This is a genomic window from Leifsonia sp. McL0618 (assembly GCF_049994905.1).
GTDB lineage: Bacteria > Actinomycetota > Actinomycetes > Actinomycetales > Microbacteriaceae > Diaminobutyricibacter.
This window is the reverse complement of the sequence record NZ_CP188258.1, coordinates 483285-497278: the sequence shown is the minus strand read 5'-3', so window position 1 is coordinate 497278 and position 13994 is coordinate 483285. Positions and strand designations below refer to the sequence as shown.

12 protein-coding genes are annotated in these 13994 nt (G+C 66.2%); 11 read left to right on the top strand and 1 reads right to left on the bottom strand.

All coding sequences use genetic code 11. The features are described from left to right. The first annotated feature begins 14 nt into the window (after positions 1-14). The 10 genes from ACPPVQ_RS02340 to ACPPVQ_RS02295 are packed head-to-tail and all read left to right on the top strand — an operon-like array spanning position 15 to position 11789. Positions 15-473 (top strand): Hsp20/alpha crystallin family protein, encoded by a 459-nt coding sequence (locus ACPPVQ_RS02340; RefSeq protein WP_426518233.1) that lies wholly within the window; start codon positions 15-17, stop codon positions 471-473. A 55-nt stretch (positions 474-528) separates the two neighbouring features. Then, complete coding sequence (gene dnaK / locus ACPPVQ_RS02335; protein WP_426518231.1) at positions 529-2403, top strand: molecular chaperone DnaK; 1875 nt, start codon at positions 529-531, stop codon at positions 2401-2403. A gap of 13 nt (positions 2404-2416) precedes the next feature. After that, positions 2417-2929, top strand: a complete 513-nt coding sequence (locus ACPPVQ_RS02330; RefSeq protein WP_426518229.1) for a nucleotide exchange factor GrpE — start codon at positions 2417-2419, stop codon at positions 2927-2929. 4 nt (positions 2930-2933) lie between these two features. Next, complete coding sequence (locus tag ACPPVQ_RS02325; RefSeq protein WP_426518227.1) at positions 2934-3872, top strand: DnaJ C-terminal domain-containing protein; 939 nt, start codon at positions 2934-2936, stop codon at positions 3870-3872. Further along, on the top strand, positions 3869-4186 hold the full coding sequence (locus ACPPVQ_RS02320) for a chaperone modulator CbpM (protein ID WP_426518225.1): 318 nt from the start codon (positions 3869-3871) through the stop codon (positions 4184-4186). Before ACPPVQ_RS02325 ends, ACPPVQ_RS02320 begins: the two co-directional genes overlap by 4 nt. Next, a complete protein-coding gene (gene clpB, locus ACPPVQ_RS02315) occupies positions 4177-6828 on the top strand; it encodes an ATP-dependent chaperone ClpB (protein WP_426518223.1) in 2652 nt (883 codons plus the stop codon). The genes ACPPVQ_RS02320 and clpB overlap by 10 nt, the downstream gene beginning before the upstream one ends. Then, a complete protein-coding gene (gene trxA / locus ACPPVQ_RS02310; protein ID WP_426518221.1) occupies positions 6825-7313 on the top strand; it encodes a thioredoxin in 489 nt (162 codons plus the stop codon). Before clpB ends, trxA begins: the two co-directional genes overlap by 4 nt. Beyond that, on the top strand, positions 7310-7573 hold the full coding sequence (locus ACPPVQ_RS02305) for a UBP-type zinc finger domain-containing protein (protein WP_426518219.1): 264 nt from the start codon (positions 7310-7312) through the stop codon (positions 7571-7573). Before trxA ends, ACPPVQ_RS02305 begins: the two co-directional genes overlap by 4 nt. Next, entirely contained in the window at positions 7573-9279 is a 1707-nt protein-coding gene (locus ACPPVQ_RS02300) for an FAD-dependent oxidoreductase (protein WP_426518217.1), read from the top strand. Before ACPPVQ_RS02305 ends, ACPPVQ_RS02300 begins: the two co-directional genes overlap by 1 nt. Beyond that, a complete protein-coding gene (locus tag ACPPVQ_RS02295) occupies positions 9276-11789 on the top strand; it encodes a hypothetical protein (protein WP_426518215.1) in 2514 nt (837 codons plus the stop codon). The genes ACPPVQ_RS02300 and ACPPVQ_RS02295 overlap by 4 nt, the downstream gene beginning before the upstream one ends. Here the strand turns inward: ACPPVQ_RS02295 and ACPPVQ_RS02290 are convergent. Further along, on the bottom strand, positions 11758-12675 hold the full coding sequence (locus ACPPVQ_RS02290; RefSeq protein WP_426518213.1) for a LysR family transcriptional regulator: 918 nt from the start codon (positions 12673-12675) through the stop codon (positions 11758-11760). The two genes, ACPPVQ_RS02295 and ACPPVQ_RS02290, sit on opposite strands and share 32 nt — an antisense overlap. A gap of 87 nt (positions 12676-12762) precedes the next feature. Here ACPPVQ_RS02290 and ACPPVQ_RS02285 point away from each other — a divergent pair, with 87 nt between their 5' ends. Beyond that, on the top strand, positions 12763-13923 hold the full coding sequence (locus tag ACPPVQ_RS02285; RefSeq protein WP_426518211.1) for a TDT family transporter: 1161 nt from the start codon (positions 12763-12765) through the stop codon (positions 13921-13923). Positions 13924-13994 lie beyond the last annotated feature (71 nt).

The following is a 13994-nucleotide window of genomic DNA, read 5'->3' as shown; positions in this document are numbered from 1 at the left end:
GAGGAGCACACACCATGACGCTGATGGGATTCGACGCGTTCCGTGACGCCGACCGCGCGGTCGAACAGGCGCTCGGCGCAAATCGGCGAACCGTCGCCTTACCGCTCGAGGCGTACCGGCGAGGCGATCAGTACTTTGTCCTGGCCGATGTTCCGGGTGCAGACCCCGCTGACGTCGACGTGAGCGTCGAGCGCAATGTGGTCACCATCACGGTGCAACGCCGGCCGACATTCGGGCCGGACGACACGGTTCTCATCGACGAGCGCCCGCGCGGCAAATTCGTCCGTCAGCTCTTCCTCGGCGATAGTCTCGACAGCTCGAAACTCACGGCGGATTTCGGAAACGGCGTGCTCACGCTGACCGTCCCGCTCGACGAGTCGAGCAAGCCGCGCCGAGTGGATATTTCCTCAGCGCCCAGTAGCACAGAAGATCGGCACGCGGTCACCGTCGGTTCGAACGCTGCCGAAACGTGAACGACGAAACGCCGTCGGGCAGACGACCCGATGGCACCAGGAAAGGGGACGTCTGATGGCTAAAGCAGTCGGCATCGACCTCGGCACCACGAACTCGGTGATCGCGGTATGGGAAGGGGGAGAGGCGAAAGTCATCCCGAATGCGGAAGGCGCTCGCACCACTCCGTCCGTCGTCGCGTTCACAGACACTGGTGAGCGACTCGTCGGGCAGCTCGCCCGACGGCAGGCGATCCTGAACCCCAAAGGCACCATATCGTCGGCCAAGCGCTTCATCGGGCGCAAGTTCGACGAGATCGAAGAAGAGGCCAAGGCGGTCGGATTCGACATCGCGCCCGGGCCGAACGGCGAAGCCAGGTTCACCATCCGGGGAAAGCTGTATGCGCCCGAGGAGATCAGCGCGCTCGTCCTGCGCAAACTGGTCGACGACGCAGCCAAGTTTCTCGGTGAGAAGGTCACCGAGGCAGTCATCACCGTTCCCGCGTACTTCAACGACGCTCAGCGCACCGCGACGAAGGACGCCGGCCGCATCGCAGGGCTCGAGGTGCTCCGCATCATCAACGAACCGACCGCGGCAGCCCTCGCCTACGGACTGGACAAGAAGGAACACGAGACCGTACTCGTGTTCGACCTCGGCGGCGGCACTTTCGACGTGAGCCTGCTGGACGTCGGGGACGGCGTCGTCGAGGTGCGCTCGACCGCCGGCGACACCCACCTCGGCGGTGACGATTTCGACCGCCGCATCGTCGACTACCTCGCCGACGAGTTCCAGAAAGACAACGGCATCGACCTCCGCAACGACCCCCAGGCCCTCCAGCGCCTGTTCGAGGCGGCCGAGAAGGCGAAGGTCGAGCTCAGCACCGTCAGCCAGACGCAGGTCAGCCTGCCGTTCATCACGGCGGACGCCGCCGGCCCGAAACACCTGACGACCACGCTCAAACGCGCCACCTTCGAGAACATCACCGCGGACCTGGTCGAGCGCTGTCTCGGCCCGGTGCGCCAGGCGATGGAGGACGCCAAGGTCACCGAGAACGACATCGACGAAGTCATCCTCGTCGGCGGTTCGACGAGGATCCCGGCCGTGCAGAACCTCGTCAAGCGACTCACCGGAGGCAAAGACCCGAACATGACCGTGAACCCGGATGAGGTGGTCGCCATCGGCGCGGCCATCCAGGCGGGCGTACTCAAGGGCGAGGTCAGCGACGTGCTCCTGCTCGACGTCACACCGCTCTCGCTGGGTGTGGAGACGCGCGGTGGAGTGATGACGAAGATCATCGAACGCAACACCACCATCCCGGCACGGCGGAGCGAGGTCTTCTCCACTGCACAGGACAACCAGGATTCCGTGGAGATCGTGGTGCTGCAGGGCGAGCGAGAACGGGCCGCCGACAACCGCGTCCTGGGCCGATTCACGCTGACCGGCATCCGCCCGGCGCCCCGTGGCGAGCCGCAGGTCGAGGTCACGTTCGACATCGACGCCAACGGCATCCTCAACGTCAACGCGCGTGACAAGGACACCGGGGTCGAGCAGGGCATCACCATCAGCGGCACCACCAATCTCGACCAGGCAGACATCGAGCGGATGGTGCAGGAAGCCGAGCAGCACCGTGCCGAAGACCAGCGCCTGCGCGAAGACATCGACGCCCGCAACGAGTTGGATGCCGCTGCATACCGGGTCGAGCGCACCCTGACGGAGCGCGGCGATTCCGTGCCGCAACATGAGCGCTCCCGCGCCGAGATGCTGATCTCACAGGCGAGAGAGGCTGTCGGACGGGAGGCCCCGGCATCGGAGGCCCGCGAACTCACGAGCGAACTGCAGCAAGTGGAGGCCGCCCTGTCCGTGGCCCGCGCAACCGAGTCGTCGTCGTCAGAAAGCCCTTCCGACGCCGACGATTCCGACGACGTCGTCGACGCCGAGTTCGATCGAAGCTGAGGGACCTCGCACCATGGACGACCGGGATGTGGGCAGTACCGAAACCGATGAGAGTCCGCCGGAGACACCATCCGCGGAGCCCCCGAACGACGTGGACCTTCGTCTTGCAGAAGCCGAGGACCGTTGGCGTCGAGCGGCTGCGGACCTCGACAACACCCGAAAACGTGCTGCTCGCGAACTCGCGCTGGCACGGGAGGCTGAGCGTGCCCGCGCTGCATCCGTCTTCCTCCCCGTCGTTGACGGACTCGATGACGCGGTCGCCTACGCCAGGACGGTGAACGAAGCTCTCGCCGAAGGCATGGAATCCATCCGGGAACAGGCCATCGCCGCGCTCGAACGCCTCGGCTATCCGCGCATCGACGAGGTGGGTGTGCCGTTCGATCCGCGCATCCACGAGGTCGTTTCCGTCGTAGAAAAGGGCGACTCGCCGCCACGGACAGTCGTGGCAGTCGCCCGGCTGGGATTCGGGAGCCCTGAGCGGTTGTTGCGGCCCGCCGGCGTCGTGGTCACCGCGGCCGAAGGGTGAGGCCATGGCCGACGACTACTACCAGCTGCTCGGTGTCTCGCGTTCCGCCGACGCCAAAGAGATCCAGCGCGCCTACCGCAAGCTGGCCCGCAAATACCACCCGGATGTGAACAAGGAGCGGGGGGCCGAAGACAAGTTCAAGCAGATCAGCGAGGCGTACCACGTGCTGAGCGACCCGGAGTCGCGGGCACAATACGACCGGTTCGGGCCGGAGTTCCGTCAGTACGCGGGCGCAGAGCGCGAGTACGCCTCGCAGACCCGCAGTGGCGGAGGCAGCGGCGGCCGCACCAGAGCCCGCCCCGGTCCGTCCGGTTTCAGTTGGTCGAGCGCGCAAGGCGCTGCAGGACCGGGCGGCGCGTCCGTCGACTGGGAAGACCTCTTCGGGGACGTCTTCGGCTCGATGCGGGGTAGCGACAGCGAGGCCGAACTCGAACTGACGGTCGAGGAGGCCTTCCGCGGTGGATCCCGGACGATCGCGCTCTCCGGCCCGGACGGCACCCGTCAGACGTTCGACATCCAGATACCGCCCGGCGTTCTCGACGGCCAGCGCATCCGGGTCGCCGGCGGCGGCGGCGCAGGCAGGCAGGAGGGCGGGACCGGAGACCTCATCATCACGTTCAGGGTCCGATCGGACCGTCGCCTGCGGCTCAACGGCAAGGACATCGAGCTTGACCTGCCGATCTCTCCGTGGGAGGCCGCCCTCGGTGCGAGCGTCTCGACCAGCGCCCCGGGAGGCCCGATCACCGTGCGGGTGCCGCCCGGCTCGTCCAGCGGACGGCGGCTGCGCCTGAAGGGCCAAGGGATGCCGGAGCCGGGCGGAAGGCCCGGCGACCTGTTCGCGAGGGTCAAGATCATGGTTCCTCCGAGCCTCACCGACCGTGAACGCGAGCTCTTCGAACAGCTGAAGAGGGCATCCGCCTACAACCCGAGGACGTCATCATGAGTTCCCCCCTGCTCCCGGTGCTCCCGCCCCGCCTGGACCTGGCGATGGTCGCCGCCTCGTCCGCCACCCATCCTGAGCTGGTGCGACGGTTCGTCGAACTCGGGCTCGTTCCCGCCACGCAGGACGGTTCTGGACGGCTGTGGTTCACCCCGGCCGCGCCGGAACTGGTACGTCGGATCGTGCGACTGCACGCCGACCTCTCGCTCAACTACGCCGCTGTTGCTCTCGTCATCGACCTGCTCGCCCGGATCGATGTGCTCGAGAACCGACGGTGGGTCATACGGTCCGGAAAGGACACTCAGCAATGGAGATGAACAAGCTCACCCAGAAGTCCCAGGAAGCCCTGCAGGAAGCGCAGAGCATCGCGAGCCGGAACGGGCAGACGGAGACCGAGAACGAGCACCTTCTCCTTGCCCTCCTCACACAGGAGGGCGGGCTGATCCCGCGTCTGCTCGAAACGGCCGGCGTCGATCTGACCGTTCTGCTCAACGAGGTGCAGCACGCGATCGAGCGCAAGCCGAGCACGACCGGCCCCGGCGCCACGCCCGGCCAGGTGTTCCTCTCGAAGGCCCTGGCGGCGACCCTCGATCGGGCCGAGAGGGAGGCGACACGGCTCAAAGACTCCTATGTCTCGGTCGAGCACCTCCTGCTCGCGCTCGCCGACGACCCCTCCGGCAGTGCAGCCGCGCGCCTTCTGCAGAGCAACGGTGTCAACCGGGAGAGCTTCCTCAAGGCGCTCACCGCCGTTCGCGGCAACCAGCACGTGAACTCCGCGACCCCCGAGCAGACCTACGAGGCCCTGGAGAAGTACGGCCGCGACCTCGTGGCGGATGCCCGCGCGGGGCGCCTCGATCCGGTGATCGGCCGTGACACGGAGATCCGACGTGTCATCCAGATCCTGTCGCGTAAGACGAAGAACAACCCGGTGCTCATCGGCGAGCCCGGTGTCGGCAAGACGGCCATCGTCGAAGGGCTTGCCCAGCGGATCGTGCGCACCGACATCCCCGAAGGGCTCCGCGACAAGACCATCTTCCAGCTCGACCTGGCCGCCCTCGTCGCGGGCGCCAAATACCGCGGAGAATTCGAGGAGCGGATGAAGGCGGTGCTGGCCGAGGTCGTCGCCGCCGAGGGGCGCATCCTCTTGTTCATCGACGAACTCCACACCCTCGTCGGCGCCGGAGCGACCGAGGGCGCGATGGATGCGGGCAACATGCTCAAGCCCATGCTCGCGCGAGGCGAGCTCCACCTCATCGGAGCGACGACCCTGGACGAGTACCGCCAGCACATCGAGAAGGATGCCGCCCTCGAACGCCGCTTTCAGACCGTGATGGTCGACGAGCCCAGCGTCGAAGACGCCATCTCAATCCTCCGCGGGCTGCGCGAGCGCCTCGAGGTCTTCCACGGGGTGCGCATCCAGGACAACGCGCTCGTGGCCGCCGCGACCCTCTCGCACCGGTACATCACAGACCGGTTCCTGCCGGACAAGGCCATCGATCTCGTCGACGAGGCCTGTGCCAGGCTGCGCACCGAGATCGACTCGATGCCGGCCGAGCTCGACGAACTCACCCGGCGGGTGACCCGGCTGGAGATCGAGGAGGCCGCGCTGGAGAAGGAGAAGGACAAGCCGAGCCGGATCCGACTCGACGAATTGCGCCGCGAACTCGCCGACCTGCGTGCGGACGCCGACGCGAAACGCGCCCAGTGGGAAGCTGAGCGACAAGCGATCCGCAAGGTGCAGGAACTGCGCGGCGAACTCGAGAAGGTTCGCCGGGAAGCCGAAGACGCCGAGCGCAGCTACGACCTCAACCGCGCCGCCGAGCTGCGCTATGGCAGGCTCGCCGAACTCGAACGCCAACTGACGGCCGAGGAGCAGCGACTCCAGTCGAAACAGGGCCAGCAGAGGCTGCTGCGGGAAGTGGTGACCGAGGAGGAGATCGCCGAGATCGTCGCGGCCTGGACGGGCATTCCCGTCGCCCGGCTTCAGGAGGGCGAACGCCAGAAGGTGCTGAAGCTCGATGAGGTGCTTCACGAGCGTGTCGTGGGGCAGGAGGAGGCCGTGCGATTGGTCACCGACGCGATCATCCGCGCCCGGTCGGGCATCCGCGACCCTCGACGCCCGATCGGATCCTTCATCTTCCTGGGCCCGACCGGGGTCGGCAAGACCGAGCTCGCGAAAGCTCTGGCGGGCGCCCTGTTCGACAGCGAGTCCGCGATGATCCGCCTCGACATGAGCGAGTACCAGGAGCGGCACACCGTCAGCAGACTGGTCGGTGCCCCTCCGGGATACATCGGCTATGACGAGGGCGGGCAGCTCACCGAAGCCGTGCGGCGGCGGCCGTACTGCGTCGTGCTCTTCGACGAAATCGAGAAGGCGCATCCGGATGTCTTCAACACCCTGCTGCAGGTGCTCGACGACGGCCGCATCACCGACAGCCAGGGCCGCACGGTCGACTTCAGGAACACCATCGTGATCATGACCTCGAACATCGGGGCGGAACACCTCCTGACCGGCGCCCGGGACAGCAGCGGAGGCATCTCCGAAAACGTGCGGGACCTGGTGCTCGCGGAGTTGCGCGGCCGCTTCCGTCCCGAGTTCCTCAACCGCGTCGACGACATCATCATCTTCGCAGCGCTCGGCCTGGAGCAGATCGAGGCGATAGTAGACCTCCTGATGGGCGACCTGCGAGGCCGCCTCGCCGAACGCCAGATCACGCTCGAGTTGACACCGGCGGCACGGCACCTGATCGCCGAGCGTGGCTACGATCCGCTCTACGGTGCACGACCTCTGCGCCGCTACATTTCGCACGACATCGAGACACGCCTCGGCAGGGCGCTCCTCTCCGGAGCGGTTATCGAGGGCTCCACGGTGCGCATCGATGTGCGCGACGGCGACCTCGTCGTCGACGTGGTGCAGGCGCCGGCGGAATCGGATTCTGGCCTCGAGGTCGCGGTATGACAACGGCGACCACGATCATCCGCTGCCCGAATTGCGGGCATAAGAACCGCGTTCCCGTCGCAGCGCGCGGGCGGCCACGCTGCGGGAACTGTCACAAGTCACTTCCCTGGATCGTGAATGCCCTCGACGACAGCTTCGCCGAGATCGCAGAGGCGGCAGACCCGCCGGTGATCGTCGACATGTGGGCGACCTGGTGCGCGCCCTGCCGCATGGTCAGCCCAGTGCTGGAACAACTGGCCACCGAGAGGGCAGGCGACGTGAAGCTCGTCAAAGTAGACGTCGACCAGGCGCCTCGACTGTCCTCGCGGTACAGCGTGCAGGCCGTGCCGACGCTGATGGTCATGCACCACGGCAAGGTCATTTCGCGGCAGGCCGGCGCTGCCCCCGTCGAGGTGTTGCGCCGCTGGTTCGACGACGCGATGGCCAAGGATGCGCGCGACGAGACGGCTGCCGGCTCCGGCGCAGACAAGGAACGGGGTTCGTGACCCTCCGCACCGATCCCCATCTGACCTACATTCGCCCGGTAACCCCACGCACTCCGGGCGTTTGCGAGGATTGCGTGGCCATCGGCACGCCCTGGGTACACCTCAGGATGTGTCTGACGTGCGGCAAAGTCGGCTGTTGCGACGCCTCACCCATGAAGCACGCACGCGCGCACGCTCTGCACGACGTGCATCCGATCGTCCGCTCCATCGAGCCGGGCGAGACCTGGCGTTGGTGCTACCTCGACGAGGACTTCGTCTGATGGGCGGACCCGCGGAAGAGAGCCTTGCCGCGGAGACGCCCGACACCCTTGGGGCGTACCCGCGGCTCACGCCACTGCAGTTGCAGACGCTGACCGAAGTCGGAACGACCTCATCCGTCTCTGAGGGTCAGGTGCTCGCACGCGCAGGCGAGCCTCTCGGATCCTTCTTCGTCGTGATCGAGGGGCGGGTTATGGTCCATGACGGGGACCCCGGCTCCCGCGAGATCGACCAGGAACCCAGCCGGGACGAGCCGGGCGGTGCGGAAGCGCAGATCGAGATCCACGGACCCGGCCGTTTCGTCGGCGACATCGGGTTGCTCGAAGGGCAGCCGTCATTCGCCACGATCGTCGCACTGGAGAGCGGCAGGGTGCTCGAGGTGCCGGTCGACGAACTGGAACGGATCGTGACCGGTGACCCGTTGATCGGCGATCTCATCCTGCGCGCCTATCTGATCCGCCGGTCGATGGCGATCGGGTACGGCAGCGGTCTGCGCGTTGTCGGATCGCGTTTCTCGCCCGACACCCGCCGACTGCTCGACTTCGCCGCTCGCAACCGCATACCGCACAGGCTGCTCGACCTGGAACGAGACCCTGCGGCCGAAGCCATCGTGCGGCGGATGGGCCTGGACGTTGCCGACGTCCCGGTCGTCATCGTCGCCGGCTCGCGCATCCTCCGGAATCCGTCCACCGTCGAGGTCTCGAATGCGCTGGGTCTGCGGAGAACCCGGCCCCCGGCGTCGAGCGACGTGCTGGTCGTCGGCGCGGGGCCCGCAGGCCTCGCCGCGACGGTCTACGCTGCTTCCGATGGCCTCTCAGTCGTCCTCTCCGACGCCATTGCGACCGGCGGGCAGGCCGCACGATCGGCTCGCATCGAGAACTACCTCGGATTTCCCTCCGGGATCTCGGGTGCGGAGCTTGCCGAGCGCGCTGACCTCCAGGTCGTCAAGTTCGGCGCCACCCTCTTCACACCCGCCACCGCTCAGGAGCTCACCTCCGATGGGGGTGCACTCAACGTGCGCTTCTCGGACGGAACGAGCGTCTCCCCGCGGGCGGTCGTGGTCGCATCCGGAATGGAATACAACCGCCTCGCCACCGAGAATCTCGATCGCTTCGAATACACCAGCGTCTACTACGCCGCCACGATCAACGAGGCGCGCGAGTGCGGCACCGACCCGGTCGTCGTGGTCGGCGGTGGAAACTCGGCCGGGCAGGCGGCGGTCTTCCTGGCCGGGACCGCCTCGCGCGTGCACCTGATCGTGCGAGGCGGTGACCTCGCGGCCAGCATGTCGCGGTATCTGATCGTCCAGGTGGAAAGTCATCCGCGCATCAGTGTGCACCAGCAGACGGTGGTGGCCCGAGCGAACGGCACGACCCGACTCGAGTCGGTCATCGTCGAGCATCTGGCGTCCGGCGCGCGGGAAGAAATCCCTACCGCCTTCCTCTTCGTCTTCATCGGGGCGACTCCGGCGACATCGTGGCTCGGAGCGGACATCGAACGCGACGAGCGCGGCTACCTCGTTACCGGACCTCACACGACGTCCTCCGGATCGCGCCGGCAACCGCTCGAGACCTCAGTGCCCGGGGTTTTCGCCGTCGGCGACGCCCGCAGCGGCTCGGTGAAACGCATCTCGGCGGCGATCGGAGAGGGCGCGAGTGTTGTCAGGATGGTGCACGATCACCTCGAAACCGGCGGCTGCCGGCTGTGAGCGACGAGGCCGAATTCGTCGGCGAGGGACGACGAGGGATCGTGGCGGGCCTCCTCGAATTGTTCGATAAGGCACGCAGAGACCAGCGACCCGTCTGGGTCTCGCTGGAGGCGCCGACAGGGTGGGGAAAGACGCGAATTGCCAGGGAGTTCTACTCCGCGCTGGCGGACACCCGCCAGCGCCAGCCCGCATACTGGCCCCCGACGATCGTCGCTGATCACTCAAAGGTTTCCGAGCGTCGCAAAATCGTGAATCCGCCCGCCTTCGATCACGTGCCGATGAGTACCCCCGACTACGTGTGGTGGGGGGTTGCCTGCGGCCTGCGAAACGGTACCCCCACTGAGTCTCTGATTGAGGACCTCGGTGCGCTGCGCAAGCACATCGATCATCTCGAAAACGCATGGTGGTACCAGGCAGGTTTCATTCAGAAGTTTGCCTCTCCCGCTTTCTCTGCACTCCGCGAAGAGGTGCTCGAAGAAGGCAAGGCCGCGATCGTCGAATTCGGATTCACGAAAGCCGCCGAACTGGTCGGTGGCGCATTGCCCGGATTCTCGACAATGAGCTGGCTCGTGCGAAAAGGAGTTGAGCAAGGCAAGGCCGCCCATGCCCGCAGCAGGAGCCTCAAGAGCGATGAGCAGATCGTCTACCGACCCTCGGAGGTGGACGAGGTGGAGTCATTCCTTTCCAAAATCGCCCCTCTGGTCCCCGCCGTTCTCTTCGTGGAGGATGTCCACGATGCCGATGACCTGCTTCTCGAGCTTCTCGGGCGCCTGGTTCGCCGGGACGTCCCGGTGATGATCCTCACCACCGGGTGGCCAGGATTCATCGATGCCAGCCGTGACCTCTCGCGCGCGATGCGAATAGCCGGTGAGCGGCTGATTCGAGTGGACGAACAGTCGAAGAGTCTTCCTTTGCCGTTTCCGCCTGAGGCGACACTCCGAGCATTGGAAACGGAAGACCTTGCTTCGATCTTGTACTCGTACCACGAGCAGGTCAGTCCGGCTACAAAGGATGCGCTGTTGACCGCCTTCCGCAACCCGTTCGAACTCGAACTGGTTCTTGAGACGTATGGCAATGCCGAAACGGACGTCCTCGACATCGACCCGACAGACGTCGAAAAGCTTTCGGCGAAGGTGGAGGACCTCTACAAGCAGGACTGGGAACGGCTCGACCAGCCCGACCGGGAGCGATTGGCGCTTGCGACCCTGGGCATTCCCGCCATCATCTCCGGCAACGCAACCGACAGTCCGTCATGGGACCGGGTGATGCTGGAGGCCGCACTCGCCCAGCTCGCCCAAGGCAATCCCGATGTGCATGCAGGCGCAAGCGTGGTCGACCGCGCATGGGTACGCGCTGTCACTGAGGTCCTCAGCCAATTCCACGACGTGGCTCAAATGAACGTCGCCGCCGGCGAATTCGTCAAGGAGGCGCACCGTCTGCGTGTTCGTGACGCACTCATCGACGAAGCCAGGCGACTCATTGCGAATCAAGACACTCCAGCGGATCGAGCGGCCCAGGCCAGCCGGCTCTTGCTGGCATACGGCGATGAACTCGACGAACGCGATTTTGTCAACGCAACGAGCGCGCTCGTCAACGTTCTCGCTGATCTCCCCGAGGAAACCGAGACGATCGCACGTTTGGGTGAAGACGCCCACCCTCGACTCGACCTGAAGAACAAGCGCGACCGCGATCTCCTGTGGTCATTCGCCCAAGCACAACAAGAACTGGGTCACCCCAACCGAGCAATCGAGCTTCTTGAAGAATTGGGCGAAGTCGAACGTGAGGTCTACTCCGCCGATGCCTCGGAGATGGTAGAGACGCGCCGCTCGATCGCGAGCGCCCTGGCCAGCGACGGACAACCTCAAGCTGCCGTAAACCTGCTCGAAGGGATACTTGCGCATCAACTGAGTACGCGGACCGAAATGGACGGCGAGGTGTTGAATACTCGAGCACAGCTCGCCCTCGCCCTTGTAGACGCAGACCGCCCGCTGGAAGCCATCCAGCTCAACAAGGACCTCCTTGTCATGCAGGCGGAGAGGTTCGGCGATGAGAGCCTGCAGCTCATCTACACTCGCCAACGATTGGCCACCGCCCTCACGCACTCAGGCCGGGCCAGTGAAGCACTCCCCCAATGGGAACAGGTCGCAACCGAACTCTCGGCACAGTTCGGCCCCGACAGTCCCAACACCCTCGTCGCGAGATCGAGCCTCGCAGGGGCCGTTGAGGATGCCAGCGGCGCGGTCGCTGCGGTCGCGCACTACAGCGCCCTGCTCGCAGACGAGCAACGCGTCCTGGGACCCGACCATCGGAATGTCCTCATCACACGCGAGAACCTTGCTCGAACGACAAACGCCTCCGGTGACCATGCAGAGGCAACGGCGATGTATTCGGCGCTGTTCGAGGACGAGAGGCGAATCCTGGATTCGGATCACCCACTGGCCGCCTCTCGCGTGCAGGTCGTCGCGAACGCGACAGCGGTCATCCGGGGGACGGAGACGGCGCCCCCCTGACGATCGTGAGGAGCGCGTCGGCGACCGCAGAGCGAGGGGGGATGTCGGCTCGCCAGACGACGACGAGAGGCCGTACGATTCGGAGCTCCCGAAGCTTCACTTTCACCAGGGATCCGCTGGCGATCTGATCGCGAACGGCCAGGATGCTGAGCACCGCGGGAGCCTGACCGGCAGCGACCGTCGAGCGGATCGCCGCGGTCGTCGAGAGTTCGAAGGCAGGATCGACCGGCGGATGCCCCGAACGGTCCAGCCCCTGTTCGAAAGCGAGCCTGGTACCCGACCCCCGCTCGCGCGCGATGACGGGCGTCGCGGCGAGTTCGTCGATCGTGATTCCCGACCTTCGCCGGGCCCAGGGATGCGCTGACCCCACCACGACGACGAGCTCATCGGTGGCGAACGTCTCATGCTCGAGATCGTCGGGAATCTCCGGCGTCTCGATGAATCCGATGTCGGCCGAACCGGACCGAACCAACTCGCTGACGTCGTCGCTGTTCGCCGCGGCCAATTGGATCCTGATGGCCGGCTGCCGTTCGTGCAGGGCGATGAGCCAACCGGGTGCGAGGTGCTCGGCGATGGTCAGGCTCGCTGCGATGCGGATGCTCGTCTCCCCTGTTGAACGAAGCGCTCGGGTGACCGACGCGAACCGGTCGGCCTCGTCGAGCAACGGCATCGCCAATCCGGCGACCAGGGTGCCTGCATCGGTCAACCGGGTGCCGTGCGGAGTGCGGTACAGGAGGGCGACTCCGAGTCGCGACTCGAGCGCCGACATTCGGGCAGACACGGCCTGCTGTGACACTCCGGCTTCGCGGGCTGCCTCCGAGAGCGTTCCGAGAGAGGAGACGCGCACGAAGAGGCGGAGGCTTTCCAGATCGATCGGGCTTTGCACGGGTCGACTCCTGACACAAGCAACGGTTGTAGCTAGACAAGGCTAGCCCCGTTTCCGACGCGTCGGACGGTTGCGACCCTCGGAGATATGAACGCAAGCAACACCATCACTCTCGGGCCGCGCTCGACACGACGACTCCTGCTGCGGGACATCGACAACCCGAGGCAGTTCGTTTCGAACATCACACCGAACTGGTTCGCGTCGGTGATGGGCACCGGCATCGTGGCGAATGCGGCAGCGACCCTGCCCGTGATCGCCCCGACGCTCAGGCTCCCCGCGACACTCGTCTGGATGCTCGCCGCCCTTCTGCTCGTCGGGCTCACGCTCGCCACCGCGGCGCACTGGATCTGGTTCCCGCGGACGGCGCGTTCACACCACACGAACCCGGTGATGGCACATTTCTACGGTGCGCCGCCGATGGCGTTGCTGACGGTCGGGGCCGGGACGCTGTTGCTCGGAAGGGACGTCATCGGCCTGCCGGCGGCCGTCACTGTCGACGCGGTCCTGTGGGGTGTGGGTACTGTGCTCGGGCTCGTCAGTGCCGCGGCCGTCACCTATCTCACCTTCACCAGGCTCGCCATCGCGGACGATTCGGCCTTCGGCGGATGGCTCATGCCGATCGTTCCGCCGATGGTGTCCGCCGCGACCGGCGCCCTGCTCCTGCCTTACGTGCCCGTCGGGCAGGCGAGACTGACCATGCTGCTCGCGTGCTACGCGATGTTCGGGCTCAGCCTTCTGGCATCCCTGATCGTGATCACGCTCATCTGGGCCCGCCTCGCACGCCACAAGGTCGGCGCCTCCGCCGCCGTTCCTACGCTCTGGATCGTGCTCGGTCCTCTGGGCCAGTCGATCACTGCGGCGAACCTGCTCGGCGCCAATGCCCATCTGGCCGTCCCCGCGCCATGGTCTTCGGCACTCCTGATATTCGGAGTGGTGTTCGGGGTGCCCGTCCTCGGTTTCGCGCTGCTGTGGGCCGCACTCGCGGCGGCGATCACCGTGCGCACCGCACGCGATGGGCTGCCGTTCTCGTTGACCTGGTGGTCGTTCACGTTCCCGGTCGGCACGTGCGTGACCGGATTGTCCGGCCTCGCCCTCCACACAGGCTCCGTGGTCCTGCAGGTGCTCGCGGTCGTGGCATTCGCCGGACTCGTGGCTGCATGGCTCACGGTGGCGATCCGCACCTTCCATGGAAGCATCATCCGGGGAACCCTCCTGGTACCGCCCGCCGCCGCTGCCGCCCGCGGATGACCGCGACGCCCGATCGCGTCTGTTCATAATCTAGGAAGGTCGAATTCCTGACAGCGCCCGGGCACGGCCTG

Excerpts from the sequence above, each read along its gene's own strand:
- trxA (WP_426518221.1), top strand. The coding sequence starts at position 6,825 with ATGACAACGGCGACCACGATCATCCGCTGCCCGAATTGCGGGCATAAG.
- ACPPVQ_RS02320 (WP_426518225.1), top strand. The coding sequence starts at position 3,869 with ATGAGTTCCCCCCTGCTCCCGGTGCTCCCGCCCCGCCTGGACCTGGCG.
- ACPPVQ_RS02340 (WP_426518233.1), top strand. The coding sequence starts at position 15 with ATGACGCTGATGGGATTCGACGCGTTCCGTGACGCCGACCGCGCGGTC.
- dnaK (WP_426518231.1), top strand. The coding sequence starts at position 529 with ATGGCTAAAGCAGTCGGCATCGACCTCGGCACCACGAACTCGGTGATC.
- ACPPVQ_RS02300 (WP_426518217.1), top strand. The coding sequence starts at position 7,573 with ATGGGCGGACCCGCGGAAGAGAGCCTTGCCGCGGAGACGCCCGACACC.
- ACPPVQ_RS02325 (WP_426518227.1), top strand. The coding sequence starts at position 2,934 with ATGGCCGACGACTACTACCAGCTGCTCGGTGTCTCGCGTTCCGCCGAC.
- ACPPVQ_RS02285 (WP_426518211.1), top strand. The coding sequence starts at position 12,763 with ATGAACGCAAGCAACACCATCACTCTCGGGCCGCGCTCGACACGACGA.
- clpB (WP_426518223.1), top strand. The coding sequence starts at position 4,177 with ATGGAGATGAACAAGCTCACCCAGAAGTCCCAGGAAGCCCTGCAGGAA.
- ACPPVQ_RS02330 (WP_426518229.1), top strand. The coding sequence starts at position 2,417 with ATGGACGACCGGGATGTGGGCAGTACCGAAACCGATGAGAGTCCGCCG.